22 protein-coding genes and 1 pseudogene are annotated in these 18,547 nt (G+C 61.1%); 12 read left to right on the top strand and 11 right to left on the bottom strand.

Annotation, left to right across the window (positions count from 1 at the left end; translation table 11 throughout):
- Positions 1-4: 4 nt before the first annotated feature.
- A complete protein-coding gene (locus U0023_RS34290) occupies positions 5-799 on the bottom strand; it encodes a VOC family protein (RefSeq protein ID WP_009764897.1) in 795 nt (264 codons plus the stop codon).
- Between the two features lie 5 nt (positions 800-804).
- On the bottom strand, positions 805-1,527 hold the full coding sequence (locus U0023_RS34285) for a DUF1428 domain-containing protein (RefSeq protein WP_009764896.1): 723 nt from the start codon (positions 1,525-1,527) through the stop codon (positions 805-807).
- A 105-nt stretch (positions 1,528-1,632) separates the two neighbouring features.
- Between U0023_RS34285 and U0023_RS34280 the strand changes: the two genes are divergently transcribed.
- Positions 1,633-2,079 (top strand): MarR family winged helix-turn-helix transcriptional regulator, encoded by a 447-nt coding sequence (locus tag U0023_RS34280; protein WP_009764895.1) that lies wholly within the window; start codon positions 1,633-1,635, stop codon positions 2,077-2,079.
- A 765-nt stretch (positions 2,080-2,844) separates the two neighbouring features.
- Here the strand turns inward: U0023_RS34280 and U0023_RS34275 are convergent.
- Complete coding sequence (locus U0023_RS34275; protein ID WP_009764894.1) at positions 2,845-3,351, bottom strand: hypothetical protein; 507 nt, start codon at positions 3,349-3,351, stop codon at positions 2,845-2,847.
- Between the two features lie 944 nt (positions 3,352-4,295).
- On the opposite strand from U0023_RS34275, the gene U0023_RS34270 reads away from it, so the two are divergent.
- The gene (locus tag U0023_RS34270) at positions 4,296-4,646 is read left to right on the top strand and encodes a DUF2200 domain-containing protein (protein ID WP_009764893.1); all 351 of its coding nucleotides are present in this window, start codon (positions 4,296-4,298) and stop codon (positions 4,644-4,646) included.
- 117 nt (positions 4,647-4,763) lie between these two features.
- On the opposite strand, the gene U0023_RS34265 is transcribed toward U0023_RS34270, so the two are convergent.
- Complete coding sequence (locus U0023_RS34265) at positions 4,764-5,501, bottom strand: Crp/Fnr family transcriptional regulator (protein WP_009764892.1); 738 nt, start codon at positions 5,499-5,501, stop codon at positions 4,764-4,766.
- 91 nt (positions 5,502-5,592) lie between these two features.
- On the bottom strand, positions 5,593-5,835 hold the full coding sequence (locus U0023_RS34260; protein ID WP_009764891.1) for a DUF6894 family protein: 243 nt from the start codon (positions 5,833-5,835) through the stop codon (positions 5,593-5,595).
- A gap of 298 nt (positions 5,836-6,133) precedes the next feature.
- On the opposite strand from U0023_RS34260, the gene U0023_RS34255 reads away from it, so the two are divergent.
- From U0023_RS34255 to U0023_RS34240, 4 genes are all read left to right on the top strand, one after another.
- On the top strand, positions 6,134-6,577 hold the full coding sequence (locus tag U0023_RS34255; RefSeq protein ID WP_083861560.1) for a ribbon-helix-helix domain-containing protein: 444 nt from the start codon (positions 6,134-6,136) through the stop codon (positions 6,575-6,577).
- A gap of 515 nt (positions 6,578-7,092) precedes the next feature.
- Positions 7,093-7,302 carry a hypothetical protein gene (locus U0023_RS34250; RefSeq protein ID WP_154661341.1) on the top strand — a complete coding sequence of 70 codons (210 nt, stop codon included), beginning with the start codon at positions 7,093-7,095 and terminating at the stop codon, positions 7,300-7,302.
- Between the two features lie 235 nt (positions 7,303-7,537).
- Entirely contained in the window at positions 7,538-7,729 is a 192-nt protein-coding gene (locus U0023_RS34245; protein WP_009764890.1) for a hypothetical protein, read from the top strand.
- A 188-nt stretch (positions 7,730-7,917) separates the two neighbouring features.
- A complete protein-coding gene (locus tag U0023_RS34240) occupies positions 7,918-8,166 on the top strand; it encodes a hypothetical protein (protein ID WP_009764889.1) in 249 nt (82 codons plus the stop codon).
- A 233-nt stretch (positions 8,167-8,399) separates the two neighbouring features.
- On the opposite strand, the gene U0023_RS34235 is transcribed toward U0023_RS34240, so the two are convergent.
- From U0023_RS34235 to U0023_RS34225, 3 genes are all read right to left on the bottom strand, one after another.
- Positions 8,400-8,558 carry a hypothetical protein gene (locus U0023_RS34235; protein WP_195904281.1) on the bottom strand — a complete coding sequence of 53 codons (159 nt, stop codon included), beginning with the start codon at positions 8,556-8,558 and terminating at the stop codon, positions 8,400-8,402.
- 261 nt (positions 8,559-8,819) lie between these two features.
- Complete coding sequence (locus U0023_RS34230; RefSeq protein WP_009764888.1) at positions 8,820-9,203, bottom strand: response regulator; 384 nt, start codon at positions 9,201-9,203, stop codon at positions 8,820-8,822.
- 121 nt (positions 9,204-9,324) lie between these two features.
- Entirely contained in the window at positions 9,325-10,086 is a 762-nt protein-coding gene (locus U0023_RS34225) for a hypothetical protein (protein WP_322883885.1), read from the bottom strand.
- A gap of 123 nt (positions 10,087-10,209) precedes the next feature.
- On the opposite strand from U0023_RS34225, the gene U0023_RS34220 reads away from it, so the two are divergent.
- The 5 genes from U0023_RS34220 to U0023_RS34200 all read left to right on the top strand — a co-directional run bounded on the left by U0023_RS34220 (position 10,210) and on the right by U0023_RS34200 (position 15,910).
- Complete coding sequence (locus tag U0023_RS34220; protein WP_322883884.1) at positions 10,210-11,079, top strand: DUF6502 family protein; 870 nt, start codon at positions 10,210-10,212, stop codon at positions 11,077-11,079.
- Entirely contained in the window at positions 11,076-12,347 is a 1,272-nt protein-coding gene (locus U0023_RS34215) for a DUF5666 domain-containing protein (RefSeq protein WP_322883883.1), read from the top strand. The genes U0023_RS34220 and U0023_RS34215 overlap by 4 nt, the downstream gene beginning before the upstream one ends.
- A 1,086-nt stretch (positions 12,348-13,433) precedes the next feature.
- On the top strand, positions 13,434-13,763 hold the full coding sequence (locus U0023_RS34210; RefSeq protein ID WP_322883882.1) for a hypothetical protein: 330 nt from the start codon (positions 13,434-13,436) through the stop codon (positions 13,761-13,763).
- Between the two features lie 147 nt (positions 13,764-13,910).
- The gene (locus U0023_RS34205) at positions 13,911-14,588 is read left to right on the top strand and encodes a transglutaminase-like cysteine peptidase (protein WP_322883881.1); all 678 of its coding nucleotides are present in this window, start codon (positions 13,911-13,913) and stop codon (positions 14,586-14,588) included.
- A 587-nt stretch (positions 14,589-15,175) separates the two neighbouring features.
- On the top strand, positions 15,176-15,910 hold the full coding sequence (locus U0023_RS34200) for an outer membrane protein (protein WP_322883880.1): 735 nt from the start codon (positions 15,176-15,178) through the stop codon (positions 15,908-15,910).
- A gap of 317 nt (positions 15,911-16,227) precedes the next feature.
- On the opposite strand, the gene U0023_RS34195 is transcribed toward U0023_RS34200, so the two are convergent.
- Positions 16,228-16,461: a type II toxin-antitoxin system Phd/YefM family antitoxin gene (locus tag U0023_RS34195; protein WP_322883879.1), complete on the bottom strand. Its 234-nt coding sequence runs from the start codon at positions 16,459-16,461 to the stop codon at positions 16,228-16,230.
- Positions 16,462-16,745: 284 nt separating this feature from the next.
- Positions 16,746-17,120: a response regulator gene (locus tag U0023_RS35855; RefSeq protein ID WP_052600562.1), complete on the bottom strand. Its 375-nt coding sequence runs from the start codon at positions 17,118-17,120 to the stop codon at positions 16,746-16,748.
- A 426-nt stretch (positions 17,121-17,546) separates the two neighbouring features.
- Here U0023_RS35855 and U0023_RS34190 point away from each other — a divergent pair.
- Positions 17,547-17,747: pseudogene (locus U0023_RS34190) on the top strand (hypothetical protein); the annotation flags it as partial.
- 387 nt (positions 17,748-18,134) lie between these two features.
- On the opposite strand, the gene U0023_RS34185 reads toward U0023_RS34190, so the two are convergent.
- Positions 18,135-18,380, bottom strand: coding sequence for a DUF6894 family protein (locus U0023_RS34185; RefSeq protein WP_009764880.1), 246 nt, complete (start codon positions 18,378-18,380; stop codon positions 18,135-18,137).
- Positions 18,381-18,547: the final 167 nt, after the last annotated feature.

Genomic DNA, 18,547 nt, shown 5'->3' with positions numbered 1-18,547 from the left:
CTCCTTACTGACGTGGGCCGACCAGTCCAAAGACGGCGCCCTGGGGATCAACAGCGGTCAGCGCATACTCGCCGCCCGGGATTTCGCTGGGGCCGTGAAGGACCGTGCCCCCGCCGGCCCGCGCGGCGTCCGCCGCCCGGTCGATGTCGCCGACTCCGATATAGAAGGTCCACGCAGCCTGGGGCACCTGCGGCATCCTCGGCATGATGGCGCCGATCATGGTCTCGCCCTGGTAGAGGAAGCGGTAGGAGCCGAAGTCGCCCATATCCATGTCGCCCTCCTGCCGCCAGCCAAAATGCCGGGTGTAGAAGGCGACCGACCGATCCGGGTCGCTTGCCTGCAACTCGTTCCAGCGGACGTGCTGCGGACGATCGACGGAGAAGACGTCGCTCTCCACATCAGGCCGATCGGCGGGCGCGATTGGTGTCATCAGGTAGAAGGGCGCGCCGTCCGGATCGGTCACCATGGCGATGCGCCCGACGCCGCGGATGTCGCGGCCCGGCATCAGTGTCCGCCCACCGTCCTCCTCGACCCGGGCGACCGCCGCTTCGACATCGGGGACGCCGAGGTAACCGAGCCAGCACGGCCGCGCGCCATGCCGCTGCATCTCCTCTGTCAGCCGCAACACCCCGCCGCTGTTGCCGCCATCGCTTCGGGCAATCATCCGGTAGTCCATTTCGCCGGACGGCTGCGCCTCAATGGTCCAGCCCGCGACGACCGCGTCGTAGAAGCGCTTGGACCCGGCCGGGTCAGGGGTCATCAGCTCATACCAGATGAAGCTGCCTGCAGGATTGGCCATCGTCCCTACTCCGCCGCCGTGTCGAGGATCGGGCGGAAGCCGCCCCAGAACATGCGCTTGCCGTCGAACGGCATTGGAGTGTTCTGCTCAGGACCCTCGGCCATCATCCTGGCCCAGCCCGCATCCCGGGTCGCCTTGTCGGGCCATTGAATGTAGGAATAGACGACCTCTTCCCCGTCCTGGGCCTGCACAGCCCGCCAGTAGTCGGTTACTTCGCCGTTCGGCACGTCGTCCCCCCAGGCCTCGAGCACCCGGATCGCACCGTACTCCTTAAACTTGCCGGCCATACGCTGGGCCAAAGCCTGGTAGTCCTCCTTCTTCTCCGACGGAACCGGCACGACAAAGCCATCGGTGTAGCCGGGCGTGCCCGAGCCACGCTCATCGACAATAGTATCGAAGCCGCCGAAGATCATGCGCTTGCCGTCGAAGGGCATCATCTCGCCCATGGTCTGCATGCGCGGATCGGTCATGATCTTCTCGTTGGCCGCGTCCCGGGCTTCCTTCGACGGATACTCGATCCAGCTGAACACCACGGTTTCATCGTCCTTGGCGTCCACGGCGCGTCGGAAATCCGTGACCTTGCCGTTCGGCACGTCGTCGCCCCAGCACTCCACCATGCGGGTCGCGCCGAACTCCTTGAACAGGGGCGCGGCCTCGGCGGCGTGCCTGCGGTACTCGTCCTTCTTGTCCGCCGGCACGGCGAGCACGAAGCCATCGACATATTTCATCGCGTATCTCCCTTGGGGGTTGCCTAAATCGAGCGAGTGCGGTCGCGCGGCGCCTGACGCGCCTGTTCTCCTTGACAAATAAGTTGATATCAACATAATAGAGCCATGTCAAACCCCCGAGGCGTTCCCTACGAAACCACCCATCTGGTGCGCGACACCTGCCTGTGCCTGCATGTCCAAAGGGCTGCCCGCACCCTGGCGCGCCTGTTCGACGAGGCGCTGCGGCCGGTGGGGCTCACGTCCGGACAATTCTCCCTGCTGAACGCCCTCAACCGTCCCGCGCCGCCCTCCATCGCCCCGGTGGCGCAGCTGCTCGCCATGGACCGGACCACCCTGACCGCCGCCCTGAAGCCGCTGGAGCGCGACGGCCTGATCGCCATCGCCAAGGACCCGGACGACCGCCGCAACCGCCTCCTGAGCCTCACCGACAAAGGCCGGGAAACCCTCGCCGCCGCCATCCCGATCTGGTGCGAAACCCATGACAACGTTGAGGCCTGCTTGGCAGATAGGCAGCCTGCTGATTTACGAGGAGCGCTGAAGGCCCTCTCCTGAGTCAATCTGTCGCCTGACTCGGGGAGGTCGGGCAGAGCCTATTCGCTACATGGGTTCTGCGCCGGTAAGGCCTGTGTGTTCACCACGCCGGCTGCCGGGAGGCTGTATCCGGGCCGAGACTTCCGCGGCCCGTGCAAGCATCACGCCCACAGCACGCTGGATCGCTGCATTGTTCGTGCTGACCCGTGCGCTCTCAAGAATAACACTGGGCCATCCGCCTTTATGAGAAGGTTGGCCTACAGCTCGAAGGAACCCAGCGCAGGTATACCTGTCATTCGGCGTTGAACTCAGACCACCTCAAGTCCTGAGCGTAAACCGTTGATTGGCTTGTAACCTTCTTCGCATCGAGACGGTCACGGCCGGCGCTGATCGTAATACCTCTGTTAGGACTGCTTATCTCGATTCTTCAACCGGTTGCGCCTGTACGCAGGGGGCCAACCGTTCTAATCCGATTGACAATCTGGCTTTAATTTGCAGGCCGATTCTGAAGGCTCGTCGCAATGAGGTGCCAATCCGTTCGACCTTATCGTGTCTTTGAGAGCAAATTTTGCTCTGATCCCAGAAAGTCCCAAGCGAGGAACCGCCCACAGCGTAAGAGCGTTGGAGCTTGCGATTGGACGGAGGAGAGTATCAGTGAACCGCATTATCTGGATTATCGGAGCCATCGTTGTCGTCCTTGCGATCCTCTCTGTCCTCGGGCTTCGATAGCTCTCTCAGGGACACTGCTTTCCATCCGAAGTCCGCGCTGGCTGAAGCTCAGAGGATCTACGGGAGCTGATACTCCTCAAACGGCAGTGCGTCATCCGTGAGAGACTGGATGTTGAGCTGATCGTCCGAGAGAGGCGCTGTTCCTGCACTGTCGTTCGCGATCGTGCCAGTCGTCAGCTCTCGGGTGGGCGCAAGATCAGTGGCTATCCATGCAAAGGTCTCGCCCTCGTTAAGGTCAAGGAAGAGCTCAGGTGCAAGAGATGCCTCTTCCTGCTTCTCAGAAGGTGTGCCGCTGACCAGATCGGCCGGAGCGGCTGGTTCGGAGCGGAGTTCCACCAGATTACCGTTTGACGCATCAGCCACGGATACAGGCTGAGCGGCCTCAGAAGGTGCGAAAGACGCGGGGCCCTGAAGCAGCGCGAGATCCAAGGCGATGAGAGCAGCTGTTTCGCTCTCATAGGCATCCACGAGCTGCTCAGGGTTGAGGAGGTCGACTTCGGCATGGGCAGGAGCAGCAAAAGCTAACCCGGTGAGCAGGGTTACGGCACTGAGACGAACATTCATCGGATGGCTCCTGGGTGCGAGTGAGGGGCTTGAGTGTCGCGAATGGCTGACTAACGCCGGTTTAGCAGACGTGGCTAAGGAACGGTTACACGGACCTATTTCTGGTCCGTCCGGGGCCACACAAGAACTGTGCCGTTAGAGCGCTCATGGGATACGTAGCAGGAACAGGAGCCCAAAAGCCGACCTCTGGATTGAGCTAAAAGGCCGAATGGGGTCTGGTTTCGGATTTCAGATCGTCATTCACGCCGAAATCCCTGCTGGAGAGGAGATGCGCTCCTCATCCAAGCGCCCGCGTGAGAAACGCGCTGTCGAGACCAGTCCAGCAAATCAACGCAGCAGCTTTATATACGTACCTGATTGACGCGAGTATCGCCTCGCCTCGTATTGTGAAGGCAGTCCTCACCTCCTTGTCAGGGAGGTCACCGAACCGTTCTCGCTGATTGTGTCATTGAGCTGTTGTTCCAAGCCTAACCACACATGGCTACAGAGTATGAAATATGGTAGGAGCGTGTGCTTGAGCCACGCGCCAGTCCGGCGCGGACACGTCGCGCACTTTCGTCATTGGATGGTTGTCGAGCTTCGGGGGAGGGGGGAAGCCCCACCGCATTTGCAGCAACTTCCGCTCGCCATCCGCCAGCCGCACGATCGTGACATTCGATCGGGGAAGTTTCCCAGCAATCGAGGTACGTTCTCAGCGTTGCCGCGGGTCACCCCGAAGGCTCTCCGCATCGGGGCTTGGATGCTGTAGACATTCTAGAGGTTGCATATACGCAGCCCTTGGATCGGGATTTCACAAAGCAGCCGTGCCGGAGACCCTAGAAGATCCGATTCCGATTAGGTGTGATATAGCCATTGCTATATCTTTGGGCCTGGAGGAATGCTCATGGGCTCGCCAAGAGCTCAGCCGAGCGCAGTACGATAACAAGGGCGAAGAGTGACCTGTGATGGTAAAGCATCGCATCTATGCAACGAGCTTTTCCAAAGTGTATCCTCTCCTGGTCGCCAAGGCGGGGAAGAAGGGGCGCACGAAGGCCGAAGTTGACGAGGTCATTTTCTGGCTGACCGGATACTCGCAAGATGCCCTCGAAGAGCAGCTTGAGAGGCAAACAAGTTATGAAGACTTCTTCGCCCAAGCACCTCGGATGAATCCGTCGCGGGCAATGATCACCGGAGTCGTCTGCGGTGTCAGAATCGAGAGCATCGAAGAACCGACCATGCGGGAAATCCGATACTTAGACAAAATGATTGATGAGCTGGCCAAGGGCAAAGCGATAGACAAGATCCTTCGTGCATGAACGACTTCGACCTTCTTTAAGACTGAACATCAACAAGGCAAAATCAGCTAACGATATCAAGGTCTTGGTTCCATACGGGAATTATGCGCAATTGCGTGGTCGGCCGGGGACGGGGTGCTATTTGGACAAAGCCTTTGAGAAGGTGCCGGGCAGAAGGCGCTGGTAGATACTCCGGATCTTGCCGTAGCACTCGCACACCGTCTCTTCGAGGCCGGCCCGGTCCGTCACCGTGATGCTCCCGCGCCCCTGCTGAATGAGCCCCGCCATTTGCAGGGTGCGGGTCACCACGCTTACACTGGAGCGTTGCACGCCCAGCATCTCGGCCAGGAACTCGTGGGTCAGTGGCAGGACATGCCCATCCGCCCGGTCGTCCATGCTCAGGATCCACCGACAGCAGCGCGCTTCGATGCCATGCACGGCATTGCACGAGACGGTCTGAAAGGTATGGGCCAGCAGCGCTTCGCCATAGTTGGTCAGCACCTGCAGCAGCCTGGGGCTGGTGCTGCGCACCTCGTCCAGGTAGCGGAAGCCGATGCGCGAAGCGGTGCCGGGCATCTGCACCACGTAGCGGCCGAAGGCCTCACGGGTGGCCAAGGCGCCATTCAGGCTCGAAGCGCCCTCGCGCCCGAACACCCCCACCTCGACGAGGCCGCCGTCCTCCATGAGGTTCACCAGCGAGATGACCGCCTCATGCGGGAAGTAGATGTGGTGCATGACAGCGCCGGGCTCATACAGGATCTGCCCACGCGGCAGCTGGACCAGCTCCAGGTGCGGCTCCAGAGCCGCACAGTCCTCCGGCGCCACCGCGGCCAGGAGCCAGTTCTTGCGATGATCGGCTTTCGGGGCGTGGACCATGGCAAGCACCTCATTCGCAGCCCCTGATACAACGCGGATGCCCGCTAACCGGCTCAGTGGGGCTGAGCCGAAAAGAGGGTCCTAATAATGGTTACCCCAGCCACGGCGCCAGGCGCTCGATCGTCAGGCCAATCGTCACAGCCAGCACCGGCTGGTATCGCTCGTTCTTGACCTCGACACTGAGATGCCGGCTGTGGGCCAGGGCATCCCGTCCCAGCTGGAGCGCGGTTTGCATCGCCTCGTGCTCGGCCGCCTCCAGGCTGGCGCACTCGAAGCCCTCGGGATCGGGAATGAGGTTGGATCCCTGACGAACATCGAAGTAGAAGCGCGGCATGGCACCTCTCCTGTCCCTGATAACTCCCCGGCAGCGATGGGGGACAGCCCGATGGCTGGCGACGACCAGCCAGTGTCCCCACGCTGGGCCGCTTGCAAGGCTCTGAGCCCATCTGAGCCAAGGCTACCCCACTCTGTGTGGCTGATCTGTGGCCCTGGCGGCCATCTGTCCTTCGGGGGTTCTGATAACGTGGTAGCCAGGGCCAGCCGATTGATCCTTTGAACCGTTCCACAATGGAGCTTATGCGAATACCGAGCTCCAACACGGTGATGGCCTTGGGAGGAAGGGGTCCGAGGCCTTGGGGGCTGCGGCGCATCAGGACGGCAGCTACGCTCGCAAGAGCATAAAAAGCAGGGAGGCGGGAAGGGCTGGTAGTGGCACGCCTGAGACCTATGCCCGATGGCAGCCATCGTGGTTGAACCGGACGTTCCGAAAGCGCCGGGAATTTCGATTCCAGATCGAGGCTGGCCTTGGTGCCATCCCAGTTCGCAGACTGAGCTTTCCTCTGTCACGATCAACCAGTGATCATAGCGACTGGCCCTTGCTGTGTCACAGATGGGCACTACTTCCACCCAGCCATGGCAAACGTATTTCGCAAAATATCTCCCTCACGGCCGAGCTGAGCGCCTTCATTGCCTCCCTTGTCGCCTCGGGCGATTACCAGAGTGCCAGTGAGGTCGTTCGAGCCGAAAAGCGAATGGACTTCACTGCTTGGCCACTCCGGACCTTTACTGTTCAGTGAACTTCGCCCGTAATCGTCTGCGGCAGTGTGCTAGATATGGGCAACCAAGGGCACGCGCTGGTCGCGGGCGCTCCAGGTTCCCTTATCAAGGACACAGATAGCCCCGCGCCGTAAAACCCTTGCCGGCAGGGAGCGTCCAGATATGACAGTTCCCTTGCGAGCTGATCCCGGCCTGTCTCACTGGAAACATGATATTTAATAATGTGGTAGCGTTCTTGGGCGCTCTACTGAGCCTGTGACAGGCTGTTGGCTCATTAGGACGAGTTAAGGGCTGGCAGCGAAACCCGATCATTTGGCTCATGCTGATCTTTTTCGCCGGCGTCCCAATCGCGATGATCTCCGCAGCCCGCTCAGCCCTATAAACCAGCTCGGCCTCTGCCACGAGATCCATCCAGAAGTCACCATCCGGTGACCGTCTTCGGGTGCGTCGAAGATGGCCTGTAGCCGCGGAGGGGGATTCCGGTTGAGTCAGAGGCTGGCTACCATGTGCCCAGATCGTGATTCTGGTGAGGCAGATGGTGACAGCACTGCATGACAAGGAGATCGAGGTCAGGGCTCGTGCAATGCTGCGCGAGACGCTTGAGCGCTCGGGCTGGTATCCGGCTTTGCGTGGTCCAGAGCGCAGGCAGCTCATTGAGCGGGATGTGGAGTGGCACCGGCACCTGATGATGGACGACGCCAAACAGAGCCTTGAGCAGTGTCAGAAGAGCTCACGAGCCTCGTAGAACGCTGATGGAGGCTGCGCTTCTCTGGAAACCTGGGCCACGAGTAAACTAAAGGAGAGCTTTGAAGCACCAGCCCGACCCGCTATTCTAGGTCCGCTGCCTCCCATGGCTTGGTCCGTAGGACTGCCCTAGCCGTGAGGCTCCATCGCCAGCCCATCTGGGGTCTGCCCAGCCGCGCAAGCGTTCCCCGTTCGGCTGTAGGGTATCATCTGGGCTTGGTTGGAGGCCGTAGGCCATGCCGAAGCATCCCCATCATGACCAAGCGGCAGAGTACCGCCGCCAGGCGCTGGAGATCCGGACCATGGTCCAGAAGCTCTCGGTCAACGAGGCGCGCGAGCAACTTCTCAAGACCGTCGAGCGCCTTGAGAGGCTGGCAGAGGAAGAGGAGAGAAAGGTTCAGGCCAACAACTCGCGGCTAGAGCGTTAGCGAGAGGCATAATTTCAGGAGCTGGTACGTATAGCCGCGGCCTCAACCGCACAATGTCAAGCAGGGGCTGCTAGTTCCTGGCAACCCCTGATGGAATTCTATTGGTTGTATCGTCGGCAACGGTGTATAATACGAAATTGCTGGTGAGAGATGCGCGTGCTCCTGCCGGCAAGGCTTAGGAGCTTCCTATGCCCCATTTCTATGACACCTGCGCAGGACCGATTGACGGTCTCTATCTGCCTCCTATCGCCTGGGAGGTGCTGCGGCGAGAGAATATCCAAACCCTTGATCAGCTCAGGGCAAATGCACACCTGCTTGAGCAGTTCGATGGCATTGAGGCTGACATGGCGCAACAAGTCAGAGTAACGCTTGCCTATGTCGAGCCATTCGAAGAGCTGACCGCGAGAACAACGCAGTATGACGCCTGGAGTGCATAAGCGCGATCTGCATTCTGGCTCACGATTGCGGCCATAGGGTCTCTAGCCCCCACTGATGTCGGGAATGTCTGGCAGGGTGCTGCTTTGTGCCCACTTGGCTGCCCAATAGTCGTGCCAAGCCTGCCGTCTTTGCCTCGGATTGCGGACTTGACTACAACGGCCGCCTCTCCAATTGCCATTACGCTCCCCAGCCGGAGCACCGCCGCCAAGCGCACCGCCATGGCGAACGGCACCTAAGCAGCCATTCGGCCGTTGGCCAGCGGATTGTAGGTGCTGGAGTCGTAGATGCGGCCCGCGTCACCGATCAGCATGTCAACGAGCGCGCACATTTCCAAGCGTTGATGCCAGTCGCGGCAAGAGCGCGCCAGGCGCGAGACCTCGATGCCGAGCACCAGTCCACATGGCCAAGCCCGGCCTCGGCTGCTAGGCACTGCCGGGTCAACCCGCTCACAAGCCCCAGTCGCCGGCGTCGCTCGACTGGCAGATCCTGCGACCGCAGGGGGGCGCCGGTCTCTGGCTTATCTTGCCTCGCTCTCCAGCGGGCCAAGGACAGAAGAGCCCGATGGCCCTGCTTGTCTTGAAACAGCCAACAAGCCTCGCTGCCGCAGGCTCCAGCGGACCTACGAAGTTGGGCGAGGTCACCTTGTCTTCCGCTAAATGGCCCGCTCCGCAATCATGCTTGCCAGAACATTCCCCACTGTATCGCTGAAGGTCTGGTGCGAGAATGGCTTGGAGAGCACGCAAGTGTGCCGGTAACGCTCAGGGATCACACTGGAATCGTAGCCTGTCACGAACATGAACGGGATGCCGCGGTGACGCAGGATATCGGCCACAGGATAAACCACGAGACCGGCCACATTGACGTCCAGGATGGCGAGGTCGAGATCCTCATCTAGCGCAATCGCAATAGCCTGTTCGAAAGTGGCGGCAGGGCCGACGACGTATCCGCCGCAATCACCCACCATGTCCTCGATCAGCATCGACACCAGGGTCTCGTCTTCAACGATGAGAACGCGGTGGCCGCGGACGGTCTGCATGGGCGCTCTCCCGACGGTTCGACTGTGATGAATGGATCCCTGCATGTGAGCTCAACTGCGTAGGATGGAACGTGATGGATGACGCGTCCTGCCGCCGGTCGGCGGCAGGACGCCGCGCGTGTTACTGCCGTGCAGCCTGGATCTCGCGGGCCTCATCGACGATCTGATCGAACGCCGCGGATTCCGGATCGATCTTGAGCCCGAGCCTCTGGTTGAGTACCTTGACGGGCTCTTCCGGCACGCCTGGCTTCGACAGCGCCGCCAAAGCGGTGGCGGCTGCGGTGATCTCCGCGTCGGTGATTTCGTCCTCGACATTCGGGCCGAGCGTCAGTGCCTTCTCATAGGCGGCGATCAACCCGACCGTCGAATTCGGCGCCGCATTCCGACGGGCCGTCGCCGAGGCATTCACCGCGTTCATTCGGCCGAGCCTGGCGGTGTCGAGGCCGATGGTTTTAGCGCTGGAGGCTGCTTTCTTCGCGCCGGAGGAGATGGGCGTTTCGGCTTCCCTGGCCTCGCGCTTGGCATCGCGGGTGCTGTGCGCCTGCTCGGCCCTGGCCTGACCCTTCGAGGCTGCATCGTTGGGCCCCGTGCTGCGGCCGCTGGCGCCGCCGCGGGAGTTCTCGGCGCCACCACCGCGCGACTCGCCGCCGGAATGTCCGCCGGAGCCGCCGCCATGGCCGCCAGAGTTGCCGCCGCCGCTACCGGAGTTGCCGTTTCCGCCACCGCCGCCGTTTCCACCCCCGTTTCCACCGCCGTCGCCACCTTTGGCCTGGGCCTGCGCCTTTTCAAGCTTGAAGGAGGTCAGATCGAGCGACAGCGGTTGCAAGCCGATGGCGAGACCCAAGGCGAAAGCAGAGACAGTGAGAGTAAGACGTCGTGTCATGAGGTTTCCTTCCAAAACATGTGAGCCTGTGAGCCCCTTGCCTGAAGAACTATGTGAGAAATTTTCCCACGTCAACAGCGGTGTGGGATTGCTTCCCACGGCTGATCGGCCTAGTTAGACGTTATGTCCGGCGATGCCCCCTGCTCACCCGATCCAGCCAAGCTGCATGCGCCTCTGGCGCGCCTGCTTCGCCCCCTCGTGCGGCTCCTGATCCGGAGCGGGATCACGTTCCCCATGCTGTCGGAGCTGCTGCGCGAGCTTTACGTGAACGTCGCCGAGTACGACTTCGTCCTCCCGGGCAAGGACCAGACGGACAGCCGCGTCAGCCTGCTGACGGGCATCCACCGTAAGGAGGTGCGCCGGCTGCGGGGCGCGGGAGCCCCGGTCAACGCGGTGCCGGCAACGGTCTCGCAGACGAGCCGCATTCTGGCCCGCTGGCTTGCCGACCCGGACTTCACCGGCCCCGACAGGCGTCCCCTGCCTCTCCCCCGCATGGCTGAACCATCGCAGCCGTCCTTCGAGCGCCTCGTCGCCTCGGTCACGCGCGACGTGCGGCCGCGCGCCGTGCTGGACGAGTGGCTCGACCGCAAGCTGGTGGTGCTGGACGACGAGGATCGCGCCGTGCTGGCCGAGGCGGCCTACGTGCCCCACGGCGGAGAGGACCAGCAGCTCTACTATCTGGGGCGCAACCTGCACGACCACATCGCCGCCGCGGTCGCGAACGTGGAGGCCCAATCTCCTCCCTTTCTCGAACGCGCCGTCCACTACGATGGCCTGACGAAGGAACTGGCCGAGCAGCTGCAGCGGCGCTCCCGCGACGTGGCCATGGAGGCTCTCCACACGCTGAACCGTGAAGCCCACGCCGCCAGCGACAAGGCTCCCCCGGGGCAATGGCGCTGGAATTTCGGCGTTTACGTCTATTCCGAAGAGGTCGTGCCTCCATCCGCGCCAGCGACATCCACCGATACCAACGACAAGGACTCCAGGACGTGAAGGATCACGCCGCTTCGCTCGCACGAGCCCATGCCCACTGGCTCGTAGCACTGACTCTGCTTGTCGCCTCGCTGAGTCTTGCGTGGGGTCAGAACGGTCAGGACCGCGGCATCGGCGGCACTGGGGTCGTGGCCGACGATCAGGACGGCGACCGGGGCATCGGCGGCACGGGCATGATGGGCCGCATCCGCGGCTTCGGCAGCATCATCGTCAACGGCCAGCATGTGAACTATGCGCCGGACGTGTCAGTGCGGATCGACGGGCAGCCGCGCACAGCAGCCGACCTCAAGATCGGTCAGGTGGTGCGGGTGGTCGCCGAAAACCGCAACGGCGTGCTGGCGACCCGGCAGATTGATGTGACCAGCGAGGTTGCCGGCCCGATTCAGACGAGAAGCAGGACGACTCTGACAGTGCTCGGTCAGACCGTCTCCATGCAGGCGCTGGGCGCCTCAGGCCCGTGGCAGCGCGGCGACCGCGTGGCGGTGTTTGGGTTGCGGCGGCCGGACGGAACGATCGTCGCGAGCTTGATCGAGCGGCGGGATGGCGGGCCCGACAGGGTTGCCGGCCAGGTGATCAGATCGCGTAACGGCAGCCTTGGGATCGGGACATTGAGGCTCACTGGCGTGGATCCTGCGCTCGTCGGCACCCGGGCGGTGCTCGAAGGATCTTATGCCAATGAGACGCTCCAGGTGACTACAACCGCCCGGGAGCGGGATCTCCTGGGGGCGAATGTCCGGCGGCTCTCCATCGAGGCCTATGTCGAGCGGACGCGAAACGGGTTGCGCCTCGGGTCGGGGCTCGAGGTGGCAGGCAGCCCTTCAGCGAACCTGCCGGTCGGGTCCTATGCCCCGGCGGTGGTGACTGTCGTGACCGATCAGAGAGGACGTCTCGGCATCGAGGGTGTGTCCCTCGAAGGAAAACCAACGTCGCGCGGAGCACCCCAAGGGGAGGATAGCGGCAGTTCACGCAACACGCCGGCGGATGCCCGGGGACGCGGGGCCACCCCTCGTGACTCGAACCGAGGCTTCGGGCCTTCCCGCCAAGACACCTCGCCGGGCGCCGCTCGCGGCCGCGACGGCCAAGGCGGATCATCTGGCAATCGTTCAGGCGACGGCGGCAACAACGGCAAGGGCAATAGCGGCGGCGGCAACCAGGGCGCAGGCCGAGGCGGCGATCACGGTGGCGGCTCCGGTGCAGGCGGGGGCGGCAACGGCGGCGGCAATGGCGGAGGAAATGGTGGGGGCAACGGAGGCGGGGGCAAACGCTGACAGGATCGGCATGATCCCGCGTCCTTCCCATATGCCGCACGATGCAACTCGCATCATAAGGTCGGGGGGACAAGACCGAAGGGGCGAATAGCTGAGCATCCAATTGGCTTTGAACCTGGACCCTGTCACTTGTCTAGCGTAAGCCCCTGAGAGGCTTGGATCTTCTCTCACAGTGGGAGTCACGACCGGCACCGCCTGTGACCCCTCTGCTATAGCTGTTTGTTTCGAATGTTCAGCTGGGTGTGGCTGTTCTAGCAGGGGTCAACGTTTCGGAGCCGATTTACAGACAGCGTCATATCTGGCTGCGGCGCTTGTCCAAGAGGACTACCAGACGTTCCTGCGTGGCTCGTATCCCGCGGCGCAAAGCTTCCGATGCCCTTCTGTCAAGGTGGATCTAGCCTGAGGGCCACGCGTTCAGCTTTCCCCACAGAGGACTCAATGGCGCGATTCCCGATGACCAAGACGCTGACGCGAATCACTGTCACGGGACAAGACGGCGAGCACCAGCTTCAGATCGAGGACGGATCGGGCGAAGTCGCTGTTTACCACCAGATCCGAGCAGATCCTTCAGCTTGCCGAGGATCTCGGCGATCTGCTCGCGGAGGCGGAAGGGGGCAGGCCAAGAGCTACAAGAGCAAATCGTGTGGGCCGCCCCATGCACCTTCGCGCGGAACACCGGAGTTGGATCGCAAAAGCCCGCTGGACTCAGGTGATCCTCGCTCCAACAGCCTGAGCACTCTGGACCAAGCTTTGCACATGCCGATGCCGGGCGGGATGCCCGTGGAGGTACTCGATGAGCAATGGATAGCAGGCACTAGGCGTGGGCTGGGCCATGATCCGCATTCTTGCGGCCAGCCGCCGTCGCTCGGTGGACGTAGCCCATTCCTACAATGTCCATCGTGTCCGTTTTTGCCCAGCAAAGCTGAAACCTCTCCTACCCCTGACGAATTACTCCTTTAGAGGTGCGGCTCACCTGCCTATGCCTCCAGACCGGAACCTCTCACTCGACGTCCTTGAGGGGGGGGAGGCTTGTTGGTGCCGTGATCGCGAGTCGTCAGTAGAAACCTTGAGATGAGGAGATCATTCGTGTTGAAGAAGCAGATCAGTATCAGTGTGATGGCCGCTGGTTTCGCCTGCGGGATCGTGTCCGCCGCGTTGGCCCAGAGCGCTCATGGGACAACCAACTCCACCCTTGGATCGAGCGGTGCTGCGACCGGGACCAATGGCGCCCTGCATTCTGGAGCCAACAAGGCTCTGAACGGGGCCAAGTCGGATACGACCGGTACCGTGCTTCTGCCCTCCAACAGGAGTGCCACCGGCACGACAAACTCGACTCTTGGCGCAAGCGGTGCTGCGACTGGGACGAACGGCAAGCTACACTCCGGTGCCAACAAAGCCTGGAAAGAAACCCGCTGATGAACTTGCGTCTCCCGATCGCGATGAGGCGGATAGGACGGCTCTGTGCAATTACATGAGCCGGATGTCCTCACGCCAGGTAGAGACGCGCGGGCGGAGAGAGGGGCCTCCGCCCGCCTTCCTGTCACGAAGGGAGCGCCGGGCCGCATGCGTGCGGGTGATCTTTATTCGATGAATGGTTCAGGGATTTTGGCGATGTTGCATGGCCGCATGTTCTCGGTCTTTGCCGCTCTCTCATTGTGCTCATTAGCAAGTCCAACGTTCGCCCAAAGCGACCAGGAACCGCTCCATGGCTTTAATGAGTTCTGCCGCCGCCACCCGTCCGAATGCAGGCCCGCCGGTCCTTCCGTCAGGCAGGTTGCTGTGACGGCCCAACGCATGAGCGAACTTCAGCAGATCAACCTCACCGTCAACAGGTCGGTCGAAGAAATGTCCGACCGCGAGCAATGGGGAAAGGAAGATGTCTGGAGCTTGCCGACGACCGGCCGCGGGGACTGCGAAGATTATGCGCTGCTGAAGCGCAAGCTGTTGATCGAGCGCGGCTGGCCGTCGGCGGCGCTGCTGTTGACAGCAGCGCTCACGCCACAGGGCGAGTGGCATCTGGTCCTGACTGCGGTCACGGACAAGGGGGACTATGTTCTCGACAGCCGGACGGACACTCTGCGAACTATGTCGCAGACGGGCTACACGTATCTGTCGCGCCAGTCGCGAGCCAACCCGCGCGCCTGGGTTTCTGTGACCACGGGCGAGCAGACCAGGGAGCCGGTGGCGGATTTCCCGGTCCGTAGGCTCTCGTCGCGCGCTTCGGACATCTCAGATCACTGAGACTCCACCCAAGCGGACGGGGTGAGGAGGGGCAGAACAAGAGCCGTCCCCGATGACACGATGTCTCGGAGCAATTCTTGTCCCGATGCCTAAGAGGGCGAAGTGTGCCAATTGAAACCCAGTCGCCATACCAGCCCGCTGCGGCGAGTTCCTCCGAGCACAACGAGGCACGGTCGGCAAAGTCACCAGGCTGCCGAACAGCGCCTAAGCTGAGGAATTCGCCGACGAGGTCGAGGCCGGACAGGCGCTTGAGGCTATCACCCAGGTGAAGCGGCGGCGCGGGTACCGGGATTTATAAGCCGCCCAAGTAGAGGTGCGAGACCACACTCCAGACGCAAAAAACCCTGCCCGTTGCGGGGCAGGGTTAGTTCTCCTCTGCTTCGGAGTGTCCGAAAACAGAACCAATAGGGCATACGGTCCCCACCCTGTCAAATCCACGAAGTATTAACGTCTCGGTAAGCATAGTTGCAGCCTAGGCCTCAACAAGCAGGCGCTAAACTGGAGCGGTGTTGCATCTTTGTCATAGTCTTTCTTTCCCGCCTCTCCATAATCTGCCTCAAGATTTTCTCGCCCTAAGGATTCTCCTCATGAAAACCCGTCTTCTCGGCTTGCTCGCCGCCACCACCCTCGCGACTGCGGGGATGTCCGCTGCGTCCGCTGCTGACCTTCCGCTCCGCGCTGCTCCGCCGGCTCCGATCGTTGCTGCCGTTCCGGTCTTCACCTGGACCGGCTTCTACGTCGGTGCCCAGGTCGGCTATGGCTGGAATGCCAACGACAACGACATCGTTCTCCCGAGCGGGTTCGTGGTGCAGAGCGGCGATTTTGGTGACAGCGGCGACGGCTTCCTGGCCGGTGTCCACGCTGGTTACAACTACCAGCTCGGCTCATTCGTGGTCGGTGTTGAAGGCGATATCGAAGGCGTGTTCGGCGACGACAACAATGACGTGGTCATCATTGGCCCCGGTGGCGGCGTGTTCACGAACTACGGCTTTGCCGGCAATGCTCTCGACTGGCAGGGCTCGATCCGCGCTCGCGCCGGTTTCGCGTTTGACCGTGCATTGATCTACGCGACCGGCGGTTTCGCCTTCGCTGGTGTCTCGGATGGTTTCGGCATCCGCGGCAACGACGACACGCTGACCGGATGGACGCTGGGTGCTGGTGTCGAATATGCCTTCACCAACAACCTGACCGCCCGTCTGGAATACCGTTACACCAACTTTGATGGTGGCGATAACTTCTTCAACAATGTCTCGCTCGGCAGCAACGACATTGAATTCCATACGGTCCGTGCCGGCATCAGCTACAAGTTCAGCACGTACTAAGATCCATCGCTTCGGCGATTGAAAAGGCCCGGTGGCGACACCGGGCCTTTTGCGTTTCAGGTGGCGGAAAGTGGAAGCGATGTGGCCAAGCCCTCGAGAGGATGGCAGCAGCCAAAGTGCCGGCGCGGGGATCAAGACTTGTGAGCGCCGCAGGCTCATGTGAGATGTAATGGAGCAGCGAGGGGGCTCACAGAATGAATAGAAAAGGTGGAGCTTACGGCAGACAGGGTGGTTAGCTGCGAGTGTTCAATGATTGGTCTCGTTAAAAGATATCCTACTCTCGGCGACTGTGTTGCATGGATCAGTTGGTGACCAGATTAGTCATCCAACAATGCGTTTAGATGCGCATGCCGTTCATCCATGGTCGTATTCTGGATCTCTTTAACCTTATCTTCCGTCAAATTGCCGACAAGAAGTACCTTGCGGGCTTTTGCCTTTAGGCTCGTATAGTCGGCAAACTCGTCTGGCGACAAGAAGAACCCAGCCGTTCGCCCATGATTAGTCACTTCTACAGGTTCCGCTTTGGGAACGCGCCGGGCCCAGCGCGTCATCCATCGAAGCGGCCCCCCTCATCCCTGGGGCCAAAGTGACCGGACCGACCGCGATTTGATGCCCAGCCTTAGCTGTCCTCCACCTCACGCCCGAGGCGGCTCGGCCGGAACCTATCTCCTCCTAGCTGCTGGATTCGGCCATGAACAGTCAGCCTCAGTAATCTTGAAAGAGTAACCTCATCCCTGCCCGTGGTAACGTGGCAGCGTGTGGTGTAGCGGCATGGATTACCTAAAGTTCCTGCCTAGGCCGACCATAGGCGGGAATAAGTGATGTGGCACAGTCACTAATGATAGGTCACAAGAGGTGACGCCATGAGCTGGACCGCAACGAGAAAGGCTCGTGCGCCAAAGGGCTTGGGAAGCACGAAACTACGCTTCCCCTGCTTTGATCGGCTCTTGTCGTGAGAAGGTATGAATACAACGGGCAATCCTGGACACAAGCGACGGGCGTCTCTCGCTAGCTGCCACCCATCGAGGTTCGGAAGGCGAACCTCGGTCACAAGGAGGTTCGCGGCGCAGGTATCCTTCAGGTCGGCCAGTGCCGCCTCACCGTTTTCGTATCCGATGACTTTGTAGCCAACCTCTTCCAAGACAGCACGAAGCGTGTCTCGTACAGCACCATCGGGATCAACAAGTAGAACGGTAGGTGCAGAACTCATGCTAGGATAAGAGGCGACAGGCTAAGTTGGATCCTTCGCCTCTCAGCCCCGCCGTATCAGCGGCAGAAGGGGTATGGGGAAGCGGGCTGGCTGATTGCTGAGGCGACCAAGGACAGTCGACTAGCTGGATGGCCCATGCGCCTTGTTGGAACCACTCTTGGTATCGAGCAGGGATTGGTTACGAACCACTCTGTCCCGATCCTCGGCCAGACTGTCCCAAGTCCTTGCCATTTCCACAAGCTGATTGCGCTGGTCCCCAGCGGGCATTTGTTGGGCCAGTGCTCTGCACTCTTGAGCGTGTTTTCGATATTCCGCAGCCGTTTTCATGGTTCTCTATGGTGCTCATTCATGCGCGGCCATTTAGCCACTCCAGAGCGCCTAAGCAACCGGATCTGTTGCAGCTTTGAAGCTTGCCCCGCCTCAGCTATGGAACGGGGGTGGCGAGCGGGGCTGGCGGTGAAGCGGAATAACAAGAACCTGTTCAAAGGTCGACAGTTCACGGCGGAGATCATTCTGTGGGCGGCGCGCTGGTACCTGCAGTTCTCGATCAGCTATCGCGACCTCGAGCGCATGTTCTCCGATCGAGGCGTTCAGGTCGACCACACGATCCTGTTTCGGTGGATCCAGGCGGGGATGTCCCATTAACCGAGTATAGCCATTTAGCTGGTCGACAAGGTCTCATTCTGCACAGCCTAAGTCATTGATTTTCCTCACCGCGGGATTTTTCGTTGACGAGTACGGGGTAGTATTCGCCGTTAATGTGACATCCCCCCAACCGCAGAGCGCCCTGGACGAGGCCCAAGACAGCCCTCGGCCGGGGCGTTTCGCTTTCAGAGCTACTACTGATGCGGAAGGCGGACCTTTTGCCCTGATCTCGGCTCCTTTGGGAGCGTTGAGTGATCCCCGTGACAGGATAGGCTTCCGTCCGTAGCTCGCCCCCTTGGAGCTACATCCGTCCTGACTGAGGTTGTCCATAGCGTCCTCGGTCAGGGCGGTTTCTTTCGACAGGCGCAATCAGTCGTCGAACGGCCCCTCGGACATGACCAGGGAGAGAGCCGCCCTCAACACGCTCTTTCCGTTCTCGTCTCGGACATTGACGACAAAGGTGCGGTAGTTTCCGTCAGGCAGAGCATCTTGGGCCATATGGGGGAGTGTCATCTGCGCCTCGCGTCGAGCCGCTTCCATGTCGGGCGGTTCAAGCCCCATATCATCCTGAGCAGCAACGTCACCGTCGAAAGTATCAAAGGAAAAGCGAGGCATCGGCCCTCCAAGCCCACTGGACTGCGTGAATAACCGAAGGATAGCATCCTTTGTTCATCGTCCCTGACTATTGACTGCCTTATGACCTACTCCCGCGATACCACTGCCATCTTCGCGTTCAAGGGCCAACTCTAAGTATCGGTCTAAGAATCTTCCAGATTATCTTC

Origin of the sequence: Microvirga lotononidis, from assembly GCF_034627025.1 — a bacterium.
Taxonomy (GTDB): Bacteria; Pseudomonadota; Alphaproteobacteria; order Rhizobiales; family Beijerinckiaceae; genus Microvirga; species Microvirga lotononidis.
The sequence above is the reverse complement of the archived record's forward strand: the minus strand, read 5'-3'. Positions and strand labels throughout refer to the sequence as shown.

Coding starts and splice junctions, on each gene's coding strand:
- U0023_RS34280 (WP_009764895.1), top strand. CDS start 1,633: ATGTCAAACCCCCGAGGCGTTCCCTACGAAACCACCCATCTGGTGCGC.
- U0023_RS34220 (WP_322883884.1), top strand. CDS start 10,210: ATGTCCGGCGATGCCCCCTGCTCACCCGATCCAGCCAAGCTGCATGCG.
- U0023_RS34265 (WP_009764892.1), bottom strand. CDS start 5,501: ATGGTCCACGCCCCGAAAGCCGATCATCGCAAGAACTGGCTCCTGGCC.
- U0023_RS34185 (WP_009764880.1), bottom strand. CDS start 18,380: ATGCCTCGCTTTTCCTTTGATACTTTCGACGGTGACGTTGCTGCTCAG.
- U0023_RS34205 (WP_322883881.1), top strand. CDS start 13,911: ATGCGTGCGGGTGATCTTTATTCGATGAATGGTTCAGGGATTTTGGCG.
- U0023_RS34240 (WP_009764889.1), top strand. CDS start 7,918: ATGCCCCATTTCTATGACACCTGCGCAGGACCGATTGACGGTCTCTAT.
- U0023_RS34245 (WP_009764890.1), top strand. CDS start 7,538: ATGCCGAAGCATCCCCATCATGACCAAGCGGCAGAGTACCGCCGCCAG.
- U0023_RS34285 (WP_009764896.1), bottom strand. CDS start 1,527: ATGAAATATGTCGATGGCTTCGTGCTCGCCGTGCCGGCGGACAAGAAG.
- U0023_RS34200 (WP_322883880.1), top strand. CDS start 15,176: ATGAAAACCCGTCTTCTCGGCTTGCTCGCCGCCACCACCCTCGCGACT.
- U0023_RS34230 (WP_009764888.1), bottom strand. CDS start 9,203: ATGCAGACCGTCCGCGGCCACCGCGTTCTCATCGTTGAAGACGAGACC.
- U0023_RS34275 (WP_009764894.1), bottom strand. CDS start 3,351: ATGAATGTTCGTCTCAGTGCCGTAACCCTGCTCACCGGGTTAGCTTTT.
- U0023_RS34195 (WP_322883879.1), bottom strand. CDS start 16,461: ATGACGCGCTGGGCCCGGCGCGTTCCCAAAGCGGAACCTGTAGAAGTG.
- U0023_RS34260 (WP_009764891.1), bottom strand. CDS start 5,835: ATGCCGCGCTTCTACTTCGATGTTCGTCAGGGATCCAACCTCATTCCC.
- U0023_RS34250 (WP_154661341.1), top strand. CDS start 7,093: ATGGTGACAGCACTGCATGACAAGGAGATCGAGGTCAGGGCTCGTGCA.
- U0023_RS34290 (WP_009764897.1), bottom strand. CDS start 799: ATGGCCAATCCTGCAGGCAGCTTCATCTGGTATGAGCTGATGACCCCT.
- U0023_RS35855 (WP_052600562.1), bottom strand. CDS start 17,120: ATGAGTTCTGCACCTACCGTTCTACTTGTTGATCCCGATGGTGCTGTA.
- U0023_RS34225 (WP_322883885.1), bottom strand. CDS start 10,086: ATGACACGACGTCTTACTCTCACTGTCTCTGCTTTCGCCTTGGGTCTC.
- U0023_RS34270 (WP_009764893.1), top strand. CDS start 4,296: ATGGTAAAGCATCGCATCTATGCAACGAGCTTTTCCAAAGTGTATCCT.